Source organism: Streptomyces sp. NPDC058307 (genome assembly GCF_042880295.1).
GTDB lineage: Bacteria > Actinomycetota > Actinomycetes > Streptomycetales > Streptomycetaceae > Streptomyces.
In genome coordinates, this window is sequence record NZ_JBHVYZ010000035.1 from 38,291 (window position 1) to 53,349 (window position 15,059).

Annotated in this window: 14 protein-coding genes; 12 read left to right on the top strand and 2 right to left on the bottom strand. The window is 70.5% G+C overall.

All coding sequences use genetic code 11. The annotated features are described in order from the left end of the window. Positions 1 to 6: 6 nt before the first annotated feature. Positions 7 to 663, bottom strand: a complete 657-nt coding sequence (locus tag ACFVYN_RS24160; protein ID WP_390001722.1) for a bifunctional DNA primase/polymerase — start codon at positions 661 to 663, stop codon at positions 7 to 9. A 433-nt stretch (positions 664 to 1,096) separates the two neighbouring features. On the opposite strand from ACFVYN_RS24160, the gene ACFVYN_RS24165 reads away from it, so the two are divergent. From ACFVYN_RS24165 to ffh, 5 genes are all read left to right on the top strand, one after another. Continuing rightward, positions 1,097 to 2,602 carry a hypothetical protein gene (locus tag ACFVYN_RS24165; RefSeq protein WP_390001724.1) on the top strand — a complete coding sequence of 502 codons (1,506 nt, stop codon included), beginning with the start codon at positions 1,097 to 1,099 and terminating at the stop codon, positions 2,600 to 2,602. A 313-nt stretch (positions 2,603 to 2,915) separates the two neighbouring features. Further along, positions 2,916 to 4,247 (top strand): ammonium transporter, encoded by a 1,332-nt coding sequence (locus ACFVYN_RS24170; protein ID WP_390001726.1) that lies wholly within the window; start codon positions 2,916 to 2,918, stop codon positions 4,245 to 4,247. After that, positions 4,244 to 4,582, top strand: coding sequence for a P-II family nitrogen regulator (locus ACFVYN_RS24175; protein WP_003997576.1), 339 nt, complete (start codon positions 4,244 to 4,246; stop codon positions 4,580 to 4,582). The genes ACFVYN_RS24170 and ACFVYN_RS24175 overlap by 4 nt, the downstream gene beginning before the upstream one ends. Before the next feature lie 26 nt (positions 4,583 to 4,608). Continuing rightward, on the top strand, positions 4,609 to 7,062 hold the full coding sequence (locus ACFVYN_RS24180) for a [protein-PII] uridylyltransferase (RefSeq protein WP_390001727.1): 2,454 nt from the start codon (positions 4,609 to 4,611) through the stop codon (positions 7,060 to 7,062). Between the two features lie 84 nt (positions 7,063 to 7,146). Then, a complete protein-coding gene (gene ffh, locus ACFVYN_RS24185) occupies positions 7,147 to 8,700 on the top strand; it encodes a signal recognition particle protein (RefSeq protein WP_390001729.1) in 1,554 nt (517 codons plus the stop codon). 90 nt (positions 8,701 to 8,790) lie between these two features. Here the strand turns inward: ffh and ACFVYN_RS24190 are convergent, their stop codons facing one another. Continuing rightward, the gene (locus tag ACFVYN_RS24190) at positions 8,791 to 9,645 is read right to left on the bottom strand and encodes an SAM-dependent methyltransferase (protein WP_390001731.1); all 855 of its coding nucleotides are present in this window, start codon (positions 9,643 to 9,645) and stop codon (positions 8,791 to 8,793) included. Between the two features lie 199 nt (positions 9,646 to 9,844). Here ACFVYN_RS24190 and proS point away from each other — a divergent pair, with 199 nt between their 5' ends. The 7 genes from proS (at position 9,845) to rplS (ending at position 15,017) form a co-directional block, all read left to right on the top strand. Further along, positions 9,845 to 11,260 carry a proline--tRNA ligase gene (proS, locus tag ACFVYN_RS24195; RefSeq protein WP_390001732.1) on the top strand — a complete coding sequence of 472 codons (1,416 nt, stop codon included), beginning with the start codon at positions 9,845 to 9,847 and terminating at the stop codon, positions 11,258 to 11,260. Positions 11,261 to 11,521: 261 nt separating this feature from the next. After that, positions 11,522 to 12,124 carry a hypothetical protein gene (locus ACFVYN_RS24200; protein WP_125189668.1) on the top strand — a complete coding sequence of 201 codons (603 nt, stop codon included), beginning with the start codon at positions 11,522 to 11,524 and terminating at the stop codon, positions 12,122 to 12,124. A gap of 253 nt (positions 12,125 to 12,377) precedes the next feature. Then, on the top strand, positions 12,378 to 12,797 hold the full coding sequence (gene rpsP, locus ACFVYN_RS24205) for a 30S ribosomal protein S16 (RefSeq protein WP_352389425.1): 420 nt from the start codon (positions 12,378 to 12,380) through the stop codon (positions 12,795 to 12,797). A 2-nt stretch (positions 12,798 to 12,799) separates the two neighbouring features. Next, complete coding sequence (locus tag ACFVYN_RS24210; RefSeq protein WP_005479813.1) at positions 12,800 to 13,039, top strand: RNA-binding protein; 240 nt, start codon at positions 12,800 to 12,802, stop codon at positions 13,037 to 13,039. Between the two features lie 83 nt (positions 13,040 to 13,122). Further along, on the top strand, positions 13,123 to 13,701 hold the full coding sequence (gene rimM, locus ACFVYN_RS24215; RefSeq protein ID WP_390001734.1) for a ribosome maturation factor RimM: 579 nt from the start codon (positions 13,123 to 13,125) through the stop codon (positions 13,699 to 13,701). Then, the gene (gene trmD / locus ACFVYN_RS24220; protein ID WP_390001736.1) at positions 13,701 to 14,534 is read left to right on the top strand and encodes a tRNA (guanosine(37)-N1)-methyltransferase TrmD; all 834 of its coding nucleotides are present in this window, start codon (positions 13,701 to 13,703) and stop codon (positions 14,532 to 14,534) included. The genes rimM and trmD overlap by 1 nt, the downstream gene beginning before the upstream one ends. Positions 14,535 to 14,666: 132 nt before the next feature. Beyond that, entirely contained in the window at positions 14,667 to 15,017 is a 351-nt protein-coding gene (rplS, locus tag ACFVYN_RS24225; RefSeq protein WP_069765421.1) for a 50S ribosomal protein L19, read from the top strand. Positions 15,018 to 15,059: the final 42 nt, after the last annotated feature.

The following is a 15,059-nucleotide window of genomic DNA, read 5'->3' on the forward strand; positions in this document are numbered from 1 at the left end:
TACGCCCTATGCCCGTGACCGGTGTGCCACGTACGCCAGGGTGCCCAGCAGTAGTCGGGCCGCCGGGGGTTTCGTCGCTGTGTCCAGGGAGGGCGGCCGCAGCCACTGCACCGGCCCGAGGCCGCCCCGGTCCGACGGCGGTGCCGTGATGTACGAGCCGGGACCCAGGCCGCGCAGGTCCAGGGAGGCGGTGTCGTCCCAGCCCATGCGGTAGAGGAGTGCGGCCAGCTCGGACGCGGCGCCCGGGGCGACGAGGAACTGGGCGCGGCCCTCGGGGGTCGCGGTCACCGGGCCGAGGGGCAGGCCCATGCGCTCCAGGCGGACCAGGGCGCGGCGCCCGGCCGGCTCGGCGACCTCGATGACGTCGAAGGCGCGGCCGACCGGCAGCATCACCGAGGCGCCGGGGAACTCGGACCACGCCTTGGTCACCTCGTCGAGCGTGGCCCCGGCCGGGACCGGGGGAGCGAAGCCGAGGGGGTGGGCGCCGGGGTGACGGCAGTCCGCGCGGCCGCAGGAGCAGGCGCCGGCCGAAGCGCGCGCGCCGGGAACGACGTCCCAGCCCCAGAGTCCGGTGAACTCGGCGACGGCGGTGCACTCCGAGGAGCGGCCGCGCCTGCGCGTACCGGAACGGATCTCCCGCATGCCGCCGATCGTGAAGCCCATGCCCCCTCCAACGGGTTCAGCGCGCCGGTGGTTACGAGGCGGACGCGTCCGGTCACTCTCCGTTTCCCCTTCCGGGCGACGGTGGTGCCCGGAAGCGCCCAGGGTGGTGTGTCGGGGCATGTGCGCCCCGCAGTGCACCGCTCCGCCCATCCCGCTCGGTCTATGTCAAGTGAATCGTGGGGAGGCGACCGTGAGTTCATTCGAAGGGGTGGCGAATGGTGGCGTTTCCGGGATCGCCATGGCTGGACGCGTGATCGTAGGATTACTGTGAGTGCACGAGTCCTGGGGGCACATGCACTCGTGGGTATGCCGGAGGCAAGTCGGTTCCCCGTTCGAAGGCTGACAACTGCCGGACGAACGGCCGTATTTACCGGCATTCTGATAGGGCTTGGCGCACTCGGCGACAAGTGGTCTCAGGGATGGGGGCGTTCCAGTGGGCGGCAACAGCGGAAGCGGGACGGGCGCCGGGAGTGCAGCGCACAGCTCCTCCCCGGCCGACAAGCGCCCCAACGAGCTGCTCACCTCCTGGTTCGTGCGCAGCGGCTGGTCGAAGGGCGAGCTGGCCCGCCAGGTCAACCGCAGGGCCCGCCAGTTGGGGGCCAACCACATCTCCACCGACACCTCGCGGGTGCGCCGCTGGCTGGACGGCGAGAACCCCCGCGAACCCATCCCCAAGATCCTCTCCGAGCTGTTCTCCGAGCGGTTCGGATGCGTCGTCTCCGTCGAGGACCTCGGACTGCGCGCCGCCCGCCAGTCCCCGTCCACGACCGGGGTCGACCTGCCGTGGACGGGCCCGCAGACCGTGGCTCTGCTCAGCGAGTTCTCGCGCAGCGACCTCATGCTGGCGCGGCGCGGCTTCCTCGGGAGCTCGCTGGCCCTGTCCGCGGGCCCGTCCCTCATCGAGCCCATGCAGCGCTGGCTGGTCCCCGGCCCCGCCGCCACCCCGCACCGGGAGCCCGACCCCGCCGCCTCCCGCCGGGTCGGCCGGCTCTCCAGGCCGGAGCTCGACCTCCTCGAGTCGACGACCGTGATGTTCCGCCAGTGGGACGCCCAGTGCGGCGGCGGACTGCGCCGCAAGGCGGTCGTGGGCCAGCTGCACGAGGTGACGGACCTCCTCCAGGAGCCCCAGCCCGAGACCACCACCCGCAAGCTGTTCAAGGTCGCCGCCGAGCTGGCCGAACTCGCGGGCTGGATGTCGTACGACGTGGGGCTCCAGCCCACCGCCCAGAAGTACTTCGTCCTCGCCCTGCACGCCGCCAAGGAGGCCGGTGACAAGCCGCTCGGCTCCTATGTCCTGTCCAGCATGAGCCGCCAGATGATCCACCTCGGGCGGCCCGAGGACGCCCTGGAGCTGATCCACCTCGCGCAGTACGGCAGCCGGGACTGCGCGAGCCCGCGCACCCAGTCCATGCTGTATGCGATGGAGGCCCGCGCCTACGCCAACATGGGCCAGCCCGGCAAGTGCAAGCGGGCGGTCCGGATGGCCGAGGACACCTTCGCCGACGCCGACGAGTGGGACGAGCCGGACCCCGACTGGATCCGCTTCTTCTCCGAGGCCGAGCTGTACGGCGAGAACTCCCACTCCTACCGCGACCTGGCCTACGTCGCCGGTCGCAGCCCCACCTACGCCTCCCTGGCCGAGCCCCTCATGCAGCGGGCGGTGGAGCTCTTCTCCGACGACGGCGAGCACCAGCGGTCGTACGCACTCAATCTCGTCGGCATGGCCACGGTGCACCTGCTGCGGCGGGAGCCCGAACAGAGCACCGTACTGGTGGAACAGGCCATGCACATCGCCAAGAAGGTCCGCTCCGAGCGCGTCAACACTCGTATTCGAAAGACGGTCGACACGGCCGTACGCGATTTCGGTGATCTCGCCGAGGTCGTGGACCTCACCGACAAGCTCGCCGTGGAACTCCCGGAGACCGCGGAAGCCGTCTGAATCCCTTGAACCCCGGCCGCGGCCGGCCCTCCCGAACTGCCCGACTCGGCTCCCCCATGCCAGGTCATCGGAAGGCCGACCGCGGCCGGTTTTGCGCCTTCTCCGAAGGTTGCGCCACGATAACGATCGACGCGGCCCATATCTGCCAGTTCATCGACGCGTAACACACGAGGCGTCTTCGTCACGGCGGCGAAACAACGAGGGGCTTCCACCGAAACCGCGCTGCGCCAATCTCATGGCGCATAACCGGCCCACCCCTCAATCCGCTCTGGCTTCGCCCGCACGGGGCCGTACCTACGACGAGGAGACGCCGATGGCACCAGCCATCACGCTCGCCGCAGACAAGCTGTCTGTGGCCAACACAGGCTTCATGTTGATCTGTTCCGCTCTGGTGCTGATCATGACGCCGGGTCTCGCCTTCTTCTACGGAGGCATGGTCCGCGTCAAGAGCACTCTCAACATGCTGATGATGAGCTTCATCAGCATGGGTATCGTCACCATCCTGTGGGTGGTCTACGGCTTCTCCATGGCGTTCGGTACGGACCACGGCTCGCTCATCGGCTGGGAATCCGACTTCTTCGGCTGGACCGGTATCGACAAGGGCGACATCTGGTCCGGGTACACGATCCCGGTTCTCGCCTTCGCCGTCTTCCAGATGATGTTCGCGATCATCACGCCTGCCCTGATAAGCGGTGCGCTCGCCGACCGCGTGAAGTTCTCCGCCTGGGCGCTCTTCGTCGCGCTGTGGGCGACGGTCGTGTACTTCCCGGTCGCCCACTGGGTCTGGGGCACCGGCGGCTGGGCCTTCGAGCTCGGTGTGATCGACTTCGCCGGTGGTACCGCGGTCCACATCAACGCGGGTGCCGCGGCACTCGGCGTGATCCTGGTCATCGGCAAGCGCGTCGGCTTCAAGCGTGACCCGATGCGCCCGCACAGCCTTCCGCTGGTCATGCTCGGCGCGGGTCTGCTGTGGTTCGGCTGGTTCGGCTTCAACGCCGGGTCCTGGCTCGGCAACGACGACGGCGTCGGCTCCCTGATGTTCGTCAACACGCAGATCGCCACCGCGGCCGCCATGCTCGCCTGGCTCATCTACGAGAAGATCCGCCACGGCGCGTTCACCACGCTGGGCGCCGCCTCCGGCGCGGTCGCCGGTCTGGTCGCCATCACCCCCTCCGGTGGTGCGATCACCCCGATCGGCGCGATCTGCATCGGCGCCATCGCCGGTGTCGCCTGCGCCGCGGCCGTCGGCCTGAAGTACCGCTTCAACTACGACGACTCCCTGGACGTCGTCGGTGTCCACATGGTCGGCGGCATCATCGGCTCCCTGCTGATCGGCTTCTTCGCCAGCGGCAAGGGCCAGTCCGACGTCAAGGGCCTGTTCTACGGCGGCAACGCGGACCAGCTCTGGAAGCAGTGCGCCGGTGTCTTCGCGGTCCTCGCCTACTCCCTGATCGCCTCCGCGATCCTCGCCTTCCTGCTCGACAAGACGATCGGCATGCGGGTCGACGAGGACGAGGAGGTCTCGGGCATCGACCAGGCCGAGCACGCCGAGACCGCATACGACTTCAGCGGCGCCGGCGGTGGTTACGACCGCAGCGCCGTGCCGACCCCGCCCGCCTCTGAGTCCAAGAAGGTGGACGCATGAAGCTCATCACCGCCGTCGTCAAGCCGCACCGGCTCGACGAGATCAAGGAAGCCCTCCAGGCCTTCGGGGTCCACGGCCTGACGGTCACCGAGGCGAGCGGCTACGGTCGTCAGCGGGGCCACACCGAGGTCTACCGCGGTGCCGAGTACACCGTCGACCTGGTCCCGAAGATCCGCATCGAGGTCCTCGCGGAGGACGACGACGCCGAACAGCTGATCGACGTCATCGTCAAGGCGGCCCGCACCGGCAAGATCGGTGACGGCAAGGTCTGGTCCCTGCCGGTCGAGACCGCCGTACGGGTCCGGACGGGCGAGCGCGGCCCGGACGCGCTCTGACCGAAGAACAGAACAGGAGCTACTGGGTGACGAGCACGAACGTGCACAAGGACGTAGAGGACTCAGGACCCAGTGGCTATGCGGCGGCCCGGCTGCGCCTCCTCCAGGAGGAGGCGCGGTCAGGGCCGCCGCGCCGTTCCGCCCTCTCGAAACTGACGGACGACTGGCTCTCGGGGCTGTTCACTGCGGGCGCCGAGCAGCTGCGCGGGGTCTCCCTGATCGCCGTCGGCGGCTACGGCCGTGGCGAGCTGTCGCCCCGCAGTGACCTGGACCTGGTCCTGCTGCACGACGGCGGTGACTCGGGCGCGGTCGCCGCGCTCGCCGACCGCATCTGGTACCCCGTGTGGGACCTCGGGCTCGCCCTCGACCACTCCGTGCGCACGCCCGCAGAGGCCCGCAAGACGGCCGCGGAGGATCTGAAGGTCCAGCTAGGCCTCCTGGATGCCCGCCACATCGCCGGTGACCTGGGGCTGACGGCGGGACTGCGGACGGCCGTCCTCGCGGACTGGCGCAACCAGGCCCCCAAGCGCCTGCCCGAGCTCCAGGAGCTGTGCGCCGAGCGCGCCGAGCGCCAGGGGGAACTCCAGTACCTGCTGGAGCCCGACCTCAAAGAGGCGCGCGGCGGTCTGCGTGACGCCACCGCCCTGCGCGCCGTCGCCGCCTCCTGGCTGGCCGACGCCCCGCGCGAGGGCCTCGACGACGCCCGGCGCCGGCTGCTCGACGTCCGGGACGCCCTGCACCTGACGACGGGCCGCGCGACCGACCGGCTCGCGCTCCAGGAGCAGGACCAGGTCGCCGCCGAACTCGGCCTGCTCGACGCCGACACCCTGCTGCGGCAGGTCTACGAGGCCGCCCGGGTCATCTCGTACGCCAGTGACGTCACCTGGCGCGAGGTGGGGCGCGTGCTCAGGTCGCGTGCCGTACGGCCACGCCTGCGCGCCATGCTCGGGGGCGGCAAGCCGGTGGCCGAGAGGTCGCCGCTCGCGGAGGGCGTCGTCGAGCAGGACGGCGAGGTGGTGCTCGCCCGCGCCGCACGCCCCGACCGGGACCCCGTGCTCCCGCTGCGTGCCGCGGCCGCCGCCGCACAGGCCGGACTCCCGCTCTCCCTGCACGCCGTGCGGCGCATGGCGGCCGGAGTACGCCCCCTGCCCACGCCGTGGCCCGCCGAGGCGCGCGAACAGCTCGTGACCCTGCTCGGCTCGGGCCAGCCCACCATCGACGTCTGGGAGGCTCTGGAGGCCGAGGGTCTGATCACCCAGATGCTGCCCGACTGGGAGCGGGTGCGCTGCCGCCCGCAACGCAACGCCGTGCACATCTGGACCGTCGACCGGCACCTGATCGAGACGGCGGTCCGCGCCTCGGAGTTCACCCGGCGCGTCCACCGCCCCGACTTGCTGCTCGTCGCCGCTCTGCTGCACGACATCGGCAAGGGCTGGCCCGGCGACCACTCGGTGGCCGGCGAGATCATCGCCAAGGACGTCGCCGCGCGCATCGGCTTCGACCGCGACGACGTCGCCGTACTCGCCACTCTCGTACGGCACCACCTGCTGCTCGTGGACACCGCCACCCGGCGTGACCTGGAGGACCCGGCCACCGTGCGCTCGGTCGCCGAGGCGGTCGGCTCGCAGGGCACCCTGGAGCTGCTGCACGCGCTGACCGAGGCCGACGCCCTGGCCACCGGGCCGGCCGCCTGGTCGTCCTGGCGGGGCTCGCTCGTCGCCGACCTCGTCAAGAGGGTGGCCGCGGTGCTCGCCGGGGACGAGCCCGACGAGCCCGAGGCGGCCGCGCCCACCGCCGAGCAGGAGCGGCTCGCCATCGAGGCGATCGCGACGGGCGGCCCGGTGCTGTCCCTGCGCGCGCAGACCGAGGCGCCCGTTCTCCCGGAGGACCAGCCGGCCGGGGATCCCGAGCCGCTCGGCGTGGAGCTCGTGATCGCCGTACCGGACCAGCCGGGCGTGCTGCCCGCGGTCGCCGGAGTGCTGGCCGTGCACCGGCTGACCGTCCGCACCGCGGAGCTGAGCACCCAGGACCTGCCCGACGGCGTCGAGGGTGCCGTGCTGCTGCTGAACTGGCGGGTCGCCGCCCAGTACGGCTCGCTGCCCCAGGCGGCCCGGCTGCGCGCCGATCTCGTACGGGCCCTGGACGGCTCGCTGGACGTCGCCGGGCGCCTCGCCGAGCGGGACGCCGCCTATCCGAGGCGCCGGGGTGTCGTCGCGCCCGCCGCCCGCGTGACGGTCGCTCCGGCGGCCTCCCGGCACGCCACGGTGATCGAGGTGCGTGCCCAGGACGCCCCGGGACTGCTGTTCCGCATCGGACGCGCCCTGGAGGACGCCGGGGTGCGGATGCGCAGCGCGCACGTGTCGACGCTGGGCGCCAACGCGGTGGACGCCTTCTACGTCACCGACGGCAAGGGCGCCCCGCTCGGGGCCGGAGAAGCGGCTTCCGTGGCCCGGAAGCTGGAGGAGACCCTGCGGGGCTGACCGGGGGATCCCGGCAACGTGTGTCGCCGGGATACCCTGGAGGGCGATTCCCAGCTGCCACCGACCCCGAGGACCGCGAGCGCCGTGTTCGATACTCTTTCCGATCGCCTCTCAGCGACTTTCAAGAACCTGCGCGGCAAGGGACGGCTCTCCGAGGCGGACATCGACGCCACCGCGCGCGAGATCCGTATCGCGCTCCTCGAGGCGGACGTGGCCCTGCCGGTCGTCCGGACGTTCATCAAGAACGTCAAGGAGCGTGCCCTCGGTGCCGACGTCTCCCGGGCGCTGAACCCCGCCCAGCAGGTCCTGAAGATCGTGAACGAGGAGCTCGTCACGATCCTGGGCGGCGAGACCCGGCGGTTGCGGTTCGCCAAGAACCCGCCCACCGTGATCATGCTGGCCGGTCTCCAGGGTGCCGGTAAGACCACCCTCGCGGGCAAGCTCGGCCACTGGCTGAAGGAGCAGGGCCACTCGCCGCTGCTCGTCGCCGCCGACCTCCAGCGCCCCAACGCCGTCAACCAGCTGAGCGTCGTCGCCGAGCGCGCCGGTGTCGCGGTCTACGCCCCCGAGCCGGGCAACGGCGTCGGTGACCCGGTCAAGGTCGCCAAGGACTCCATCGACTTCGCGAAGTCCAAGGTCCACGACATCGTGATCGTGGACACCGCCGGCCGTCTCGGTATCGACGCCGAGCTGATGCAGCAGGCCGCGGACATCCGCGACGCGGTCTCGCCGGACGAGATCCTCTTCGTCGTCGACGCGATGATCGGCCAGGACGCGGTCAACACCGCCGAGTCCTTCCGCGACGGCGTCGGCTTCGACGGCGTGGTGCTCTCCAAGCTCGACGGTGACGCCCGCGGTGGTGCGGCCCTGTCGATCCGGCAGATCACCGGCAAGCCGATCATGTTCGCGTCGAACGGCGAGAAGCTCGAGGACTTCGACGCCTTCCACCCTGACCGGATGGCCTCCCGCATCCTCGACATGGGTGACCTGCTCACCCTGATCGAGCAGGCGGAGAAGACGTTCAGTCAGGAGGAGGCCGAGAAGATGGCCTCCAAGCTGGCGTCCAAGAAGGGCCAGGACTTCACCCTGGACGACTTCCTGGCCCAGATGGAACAGGTCCGGAAGATGGGCAGCATCTCCAAGCTGCTCGGCATGCTCCCCGGCATGGGCCAGATCAAGGACCAGATCAACAACCTCGACGAGCGGGACGTCGACCGCACGGCCGCCATCATCAAGTCGATGACCCCGGCCGAGCGCGCCGACGCCACGATCATCAACGGCTCGCGCCGCGCCCGTATCGCCAAGGGCTCCGGCGTCGAGGTCAGCGCGGTCAAGAACCTCGTCGAGCGGTTCTTCGAGGCCCGCAAGATGATGTCCCGCATGGCTCAGGGCGGCGGGATGCCGGGCATGCCGGGCGTCCCGGGCATGGGCGGTGGCCCCGGCCGCGCCAAGAAGCAGCAGAAGAAGGCCAAGGGCAAGCAGCGCTCCGGCAACCCGATGAAGCGCAAGCAGCAGGAGGCCGAGGAGGCCGCCCGCAAGGCCGCCGGCGCCCAGGGCGGGGGCGCCTTCGGTGTCCCCGGCCAGCAGGTCCCGCAGGACTTCGAGCTGCCGGACGAGTTCAAGAAGTTCATGGGCTGAGCCGACCTCTGCGAGTGCGGGGGGCGTTTGTCGTGACGTCCGACATGGCCGCCCCCGCCCCCGCCCCCGCTCAAGCAACGAGACCGACGGCTAGGGCACGCGGGCGACCAGGTAGCGGAAGACGTTCGGCATCCATACCGTGCCGTCCCGGCGCCGGTACGGATGCAGGGCTTCCGTGACCTCCTTGTCCACCTGGGCCGGGTCGGTCGCCCGGATGGCCGCGTCGAAGAGGCCGGTCGACAGCAGGCCCTTGAGCGCGCTGGCGAGGTCGGCGTAGCCGAAGGGGCAGGACACCCGCCCCGAGCCGTCGGGCCGCAGGCCGGCCCGCTGGGCGACCTCCTCCAGGTCGTCCCGCCGGGCCGGGCGCCAAGTGCCCGTGCCGCGCAGCGATTCCGTCAGTTTGGTGGCCACCCGCAGCACGGACGACGTGGCGCACCGCTCCGGCGGACCCCAGCCGACGAGTGCCACGGGCGCTCCCCGCTCGGCGAGCGGTTTCGCCGAGGCAAGAAGGTCACTGAGTCCCTCCGAGTCGCCCGCGAGACCTCCGATCGGCTCTAAGGCGGTCACGAGGGTGTACGGGGCGGTCCCGTCGGTGGTGTCCCCGGGCGCTCCCTCGACGAGTCTGATGGCGGCACGCGCGTGCGTGCCCCGGGCCTCCGGCAGCAGCCGCTCCCGCGCGAGCGCCAGCCGTTCGGGAGATGACGGCTCGACACCGGCGACCGCGGCGCCCTTGGAGGCCGCCATCAGCAGGGCGAGCCCGCTGCCGCAGCCCAGGCCCAACAGCCGCGTCGCGGGGCCCACTTCCAGTCGCTCGTAGACGGCCTCGTACAGCGGAACCAGCATCCGCTCCTGGATCTCGGACCAGTCACGCGCGCGTGCACCTGGGTCCGCACGGAAGGTGTGTCCCGCCGAGGGCAGGTGCTGCCGCACGAGCGTAGGTGTCATGGATAAGCGCCCCAATCCGCCGAGAGTTGACTCTGTGCCCGATTCCGTGGCCCCCGTGACGTGCGCTCGCACTTCCCCCGTATGCCAGGTAACTCCGCACTCGACCGCTCGTCCAGAGGCAGAAGGGCCCTGTTGCCGGTTGGCATGTGCCGGGGAAAAGAATTCACCTCCCGGCAACGTGCGCCCGTAACATCGCGCCATGGCGAAGGCACCTGTTCTCACACCCCGGGCGGACGACTTCCCGCGCTGGTACCAGGATCTGGTCGGCAAGGCCGAACTGGCCGACAACGGTCCGGTGCGCGGCACCATGGTCATCCGACCGTACGGGTACGGGCTGTGGGAGCGGATGCAGGCCGAGATGGACGCCCGGATCAAGGCCACGGGCACCCAGAACGCGTACTTCCCGCTGCTGATCCCGCAGTCGTACCTCACCCGTGAGGCCGACCACGTCGAGGGCTTCGCGCCCGAGCTCGCGGTCGTCACCCACGGCGGCGGCAAGGAGCTGGAGGAGCCCGCGGTCGTCCGCCCCACCTCCGAGATGATCATCAACGACTACTTCTCGAAGTGGGTGCAGAGCTACCGCGACCTGCCCCTGCTGATCAACCAGTGGGCCAACGCGGTGCGTTGGGAACTCAGGCCCCGGGTCTTCCTGCGGACGACGGAGTTCCTGTGGCAGGAGGGCCACACCGCGCACGCCACCGAGGAGGACGCGCGCGTGTTCGCCTCGCGCATCCATCGGCAGGTCTACGAGGACTTCATGACCAATGTCCTCGCCATGGACGTGGTCGCCGGCCGCAAGACTGTCAAGGAGCGCTTCGCCGGCGCCGTCAACACCCTCACGCTCGAAGGCATGATGGGCGACGGCAAGGCACTCCAGATGGCCACCAGCCACGAGCTGGGCCAGAACTTCGCCAAGGCCTTCAACACCTCGTACCTGTCGAAGGACGGCACCCAGGAACTCGTCTGGCAGACCTCCTGGGGCTCCACCACCCGCATGATCGGTGCCCTGGTGATGATGCACGGCGACGACAACGGCCTGCGTGTCCCGCCCCGGCTCGCGCAGACCCAGGTCGTCGTCCTCGCCATCAAGGGCGACGAGCCGCTTCTGGCCAAGGTCCGCGAGATCGGCGACCGGCTGAAGGCGGCGGGCATCCGCGTCCACGTCGACGACCGCACCGACACCCCCTTCGGCCGCCGCGCGGTCGACTGGGAGCTCAAGGGCGTGCCGGTCCGCGTCGAGGTCGGGCCCCGTGACCTGGAGAGCGGCACCGCGATGGTGGTCCGCCGGATCCCGGGAGGCAAGGGGGTCGTAGCCCTCGACGATCTCGTACGACTGCTCCCGGCCGCCCTCGAACAGGACCAGGCGCTGCTGCTGGCGCAGTCCCGCGAGCGCCGCGAGTCCCGGACGGCCGACGTGTCGACGTTCGGCGAAGCCGTCGAGGCCGCCGTCGCCGGCGGCTGGGCGCGGATCCCGTGGGCCACTCTCGGCGAAGAGGGCGAGGCCAGGCTGGCCGAGCACGCGGTGACCGTACGCTGTCTGGTCGCGGAGGACGGGTCGGTGCCGGGAACCGACGACGCCCCCGGTAACGTCGCAGTTGTCGCGCGCGCTTACTGAGGCAGCGCCCTTCCGGTGCGAGAGCGACCGAAACGCCTCTTGCGCACCCGCGGATCACACCCGCACCGGCGCGTGGACACGATCTACGCGCCGGTGCGTACCTCACACTACGCACCACCTTGTGGCGAGCTGTGAGGCTTCTCCGCAGATCAGCGCACCCGCCCTCGTCTCCACGCATCAGTCGCAACTGACGGGTACGTGCAAATTATTTGGGATGCCCCGGAATAGGAACACAGCGGCACTCTGGCTCGTTGTCATTACGTGAGCACGACACAGACACCACCTGTTCTCGCCGCAGAGCTGGCAGAGGCGTGGGCCGACATTCAGCGGTACCACCCCGAGCTGCCTGACCTTGCCGCGCCAGAGTCCCTGATCGGGGAGTCGTCGTCCGCGTGCGGTCACGAGCTCTCCTTCGAGCGACTGCTTCACGAGGCAGTCCACGGCATCGCCGCCGCGCGAGGCATCCGCGACACCTCCCGCGCCGGCCGCTACCACAACCGCAGATTTCTCGCGATCGCCGAGGAGATGGGCCTGGACCACCCCGAGGAGCCGCATCCGAGCAGCGGCTTCTCCCTGGTCACGCTCACCCCCGAGGCAAAGCGCCGTTACCGCCCGACCATCGAGCGGCTCCAGCGCGCCCTCAAGGCCCACACGGCGGCGACCTCCGCCGACACCGCCCGCTCCTTCCGGGGTCCGGCGGCGCGTCACGGCTCCTCCGGAGGCGGGGTCCGGGTCAAGGCGGTCTGCGACTGCGGCCGCAATGTGAGGGTCGTCCCCTCCGTCCTGGCCCAGGCGCCGATCGTCTGCGGGGGCTGCGGGAAGCCGTTCCGCATTCCCGACATCGTGGGCGCGGCGGCGAGCTGAGACCCGGCTGCTCGTGGCAGCCGCGGTCCTGCCCGGGGGGCACCCGGAGTGCCGGGTGCCCTTCCGGCATGCTCGTGCGCGGCCTCGGTCCGAAGCGAGCCCCACGGTGTGGCACAATGGCTAGCTGTACTCGACAGCCGCACAGGAACCCTCTCGCCTCCGGCTGACGCGTCCATCGGGCACTCGGGTACCGCAACCCCACGCGGCCGTCTCGCCGTGCCCAACCACGTCAATTCCAGGAGAACCCACTCCCGTGGCAGTCAAGATCAAGCTGAAGCGTCTGGGCAAGATCCGTTCGCCTCACTACCGCATCGTCGTCGCCGACTCCCGCACCCGTCGTGACGGCCGTGCGATCGAGGAGATCGGCCTGTACCACCCGGTGCAGAACCCCTCGCGCATCGAGGTCGACTCGGAGCGCGCGCAGTACTGGCTGGGTGTCGGCGCGCAGCCGACCGAGCCCGTGCTCGCCATCCTGAAGAAGACCGGCGACTGGCAGAAGTTCAAGGGCGAGCCCGCCCCGGCTCCGCTGCTCCAGCCGGCCGAGAAGGCCGCGCGTCCCTCGTTCGAGGCCCTCGGTGGCGACGACGAGGGCAAGGGTGAGGCCATCACCCAGAAGAAGAAGGCTGAGAAGAAGGACGAGGCCGCGGCCGAGTCCGGGTCGACCGAGGCCTGAGCATGCTCGAGGAGGCTCTCGAGCACCTCGTGAAGGGCATCGTCGACAACCCTGACGACGTGCAGGTCGCCTCGCGCGACCTGCGCCGCGGGCGCGTGCTGGAGGTCCGGGTCCACCCCGACGACCTCGGCAAGGTGATCGGCCGCAACGGCCGCACCGCACGCGCCCTGCGGACCGTCGTGGGCGCCATCGGCGGCCGCGGTGTCCGCGTCGACCTCGTCGACGTCGACCACGTCCGCTGACGCCAAACGCAGCACCGGCTCGGGCCGGGGAGGGCCATCGGGCCGTCCCCGGCCCGTAGTCGTATGACAGGAGAGCAAGCACAGTGCAGCTGGTAGTCGCACGGATCGGCCGCGCCCACGGCATCAAGGGCGACGTCACCGTCGAGGTACGAACCGACGAGCCCGAACTCAGGCTCGCCCCCGGCGCCGTCCTGGCCACCGATCCGCCGTCCACGGGACCGCTCACCATCGAGGCCGGCCGCGTCCACAGTGGCCGCCTCCTGCTGCGCTTCGAGGGCGTGAAGGACCGCAGCGCCGCCGAGGCCCTCCGCAACACCCTCCTGATCGCCGAGATCGATCCGGAGGAGCTGCCGGAGGAGGAGGACGAGTACTACGACCACCAGCTGATGGACCTCGACGTGGTCACCGCGGACGGCGTCGAGGTCGGCCGGATCACCGAGATCTCGCACCTGCCCTCCCAGGACCTCTTCATCGTCGAGCGGCCCGACGGCAGCGAGGTGCTGATCCCGTTCGTCGAGGAGATCGTCGCCGAGATCGACCTGGCCGAGCAGAAGGCGGTCATCACACCACCGCCCGGGCTGATCGACGACCGCGCCGAGATCGCGTCCTCCCGGGACTCCGAGTACTCCGAGGACTCGCAGGACTCAGAGGACGAGTCCTGATGCGGCTCGACGTCCTCACGATCTTCCCCGCGTACCTCGACCCCCTGAACGTCTCCCTGGTCGGCAAGGCACGCGCGCGTGGGCAGCTGGACGTGCACGTCCACGATCTGCGCGAGTGGACGTACGACCGTCACAACACTGTCGACGACACCCCGTACGGCGGCGGCCCGGGCATGGTCATGAAGACCGACCCGTGGGGAGACGCGCTGGACTCCGTGCTGGCGGACGGCTACGAGACCGGCTCGCACGCGCCCGCCCTCATCGTGCCCACCCCCAGCGGCCGCCCCTTCACCCAGGAACTCGCCGTGGAGCTCTCCGAGCGCCCCTGGCTGATCTTCACGCCGGCGCGCTACGAGGGCATCGACCGCCGGGTGATCGACGAGTACGCCACGAGGATGCCCGTCCACGAGGTGTCCATCGGCGACTACGTCCTCGCCGGCGGCGAGGCGGCCGTGCTCGTGATCACGGAGGCGGTGGCCCGGCTGCTGCCCGGCGTCCTCGGCAACGCCGAGTCGCACCGGGACGACTCCTTCGCGCCCGGCGCCATGGCGAACCTGCTCGAAGGCCCCGTCTACACCAAGCCGCCCCGGTGGCGCGGCCGCGGCATCCCGGACGTCCTGCTCAGCGGGCACCACGGCAAGATCGCCCGGTGGCGCCGCGACGAGGCGCTCAGGCGTACGGCGGCCAACCGGCCCGACCTCATCGAGCGCTGCGACCCGGCGGCCTTCGACAAGAAGGACCGCGAGATGCTCTCCATCCTGGGCTGGGCGCCGGACCCGGCGGGGGAGCCGTACGGCCGATTTTGGCGCAGGCCACAAGCCGTGGAAGAATAGGCCCCTGTTGTGCGTCGTCCGGCGTGCGCCCCTGCCACAGGGGGACACGACGCCCGCCCCGACACGGACAGCCTCCTCCGAAACACTATCTACCGCCGATGACCTGTGGCATGGGCGAAGAAAGCAGACGAAATGTCTCACCTGCTCGACATCGTCGACTCCGCGTCGCTGCGCACCGACATCCCGGCCTTCCGCCCGGGTGACACCGTCAACGTCCACGTCCGCGTCATCGAGGGCAACCGCTCCCGTGTGCAGCAGTTCAAGGGCGTAGTCATCCGTCGCCAGGGCGCCGGTGTCCGCGAGACCTTCACGGTCCGCAAGGTCTCGTTCTCCGTCGGCGTCGAGCGCACCTTCCCGGTGCACACCCCGATCGTCGAGAAGATCGAGCTCGTCACCCGCGGTGACGTGCGTCGCGCGAAGCTGTACTACCTGCGCGAGCTCCGCGGCAAGGCCGCGAAGATCAAGGAGAAGCGCGACAACTGAGCGCCTCCCGGTCGTCACAGCGGGGCCGGATAGCATCTGGCT

Excerpts from the sequence above, each read along its gene's own strand:
- ACFVYN_RS24170 (WP_390001726.1), top strand. The coding sequence starts at position 2,916 with ATGGCACCAGCCATCACGCTCGCCGCAGACAAGCTGTCTGTGGCCAAC.
- ACFVYN_RS24175 (WP_003997576.1), top strand. The coding sequence starts at position 4,244 with ATGAAGCTCATCACCGCCGTCGTCAAGCCGCACCGGCTCGACGAGATC.
- ACFVYN_RS24210 (WP_005479813.1), top strand. The coding sequence starts at position 12,800 with ATGCTCGAGGAGGCTCTCGAGCACCTCGTGAAGGGCATCGTCGACAAC.
- trmD (WP_390001736.1), top strand. The coding sequence starts at position 13,701 with ATGCGGCTCGACGTCCTCACGATCTTCCCCGCGTACCTCGACCCCCTG.
- ACFVYN_RS24160 (WP_390001722.1), bottom strand. The coding sequence starts at position 663 with ATGGGCTTCACGATCGGCGGCATGCGGGAGATCCGTTCCGGTACGCGC.
- proS (WP_390001732.1), top strand. The coding sequence starts at position 9,845 with ATGGCGAAGGCACCTGTTCTCACACCCCGGGCGGACGACTTCCCGCGC.
- rplS (WP_069765421.1), top strand. The coding sequence starts at position 14,667 with ATGTCTCACCTGCTCGACATCGTCGACTCCGCGTCGCTGCGCACCGAC.
- ACFVYN_RS24190 (WP_390001731.1), bottom strand. The coding sequence starts at position 9,645 with ATGACACCTACGCTCGTGCGGCAGCACCTGCCCTCGGCGGGACACACC.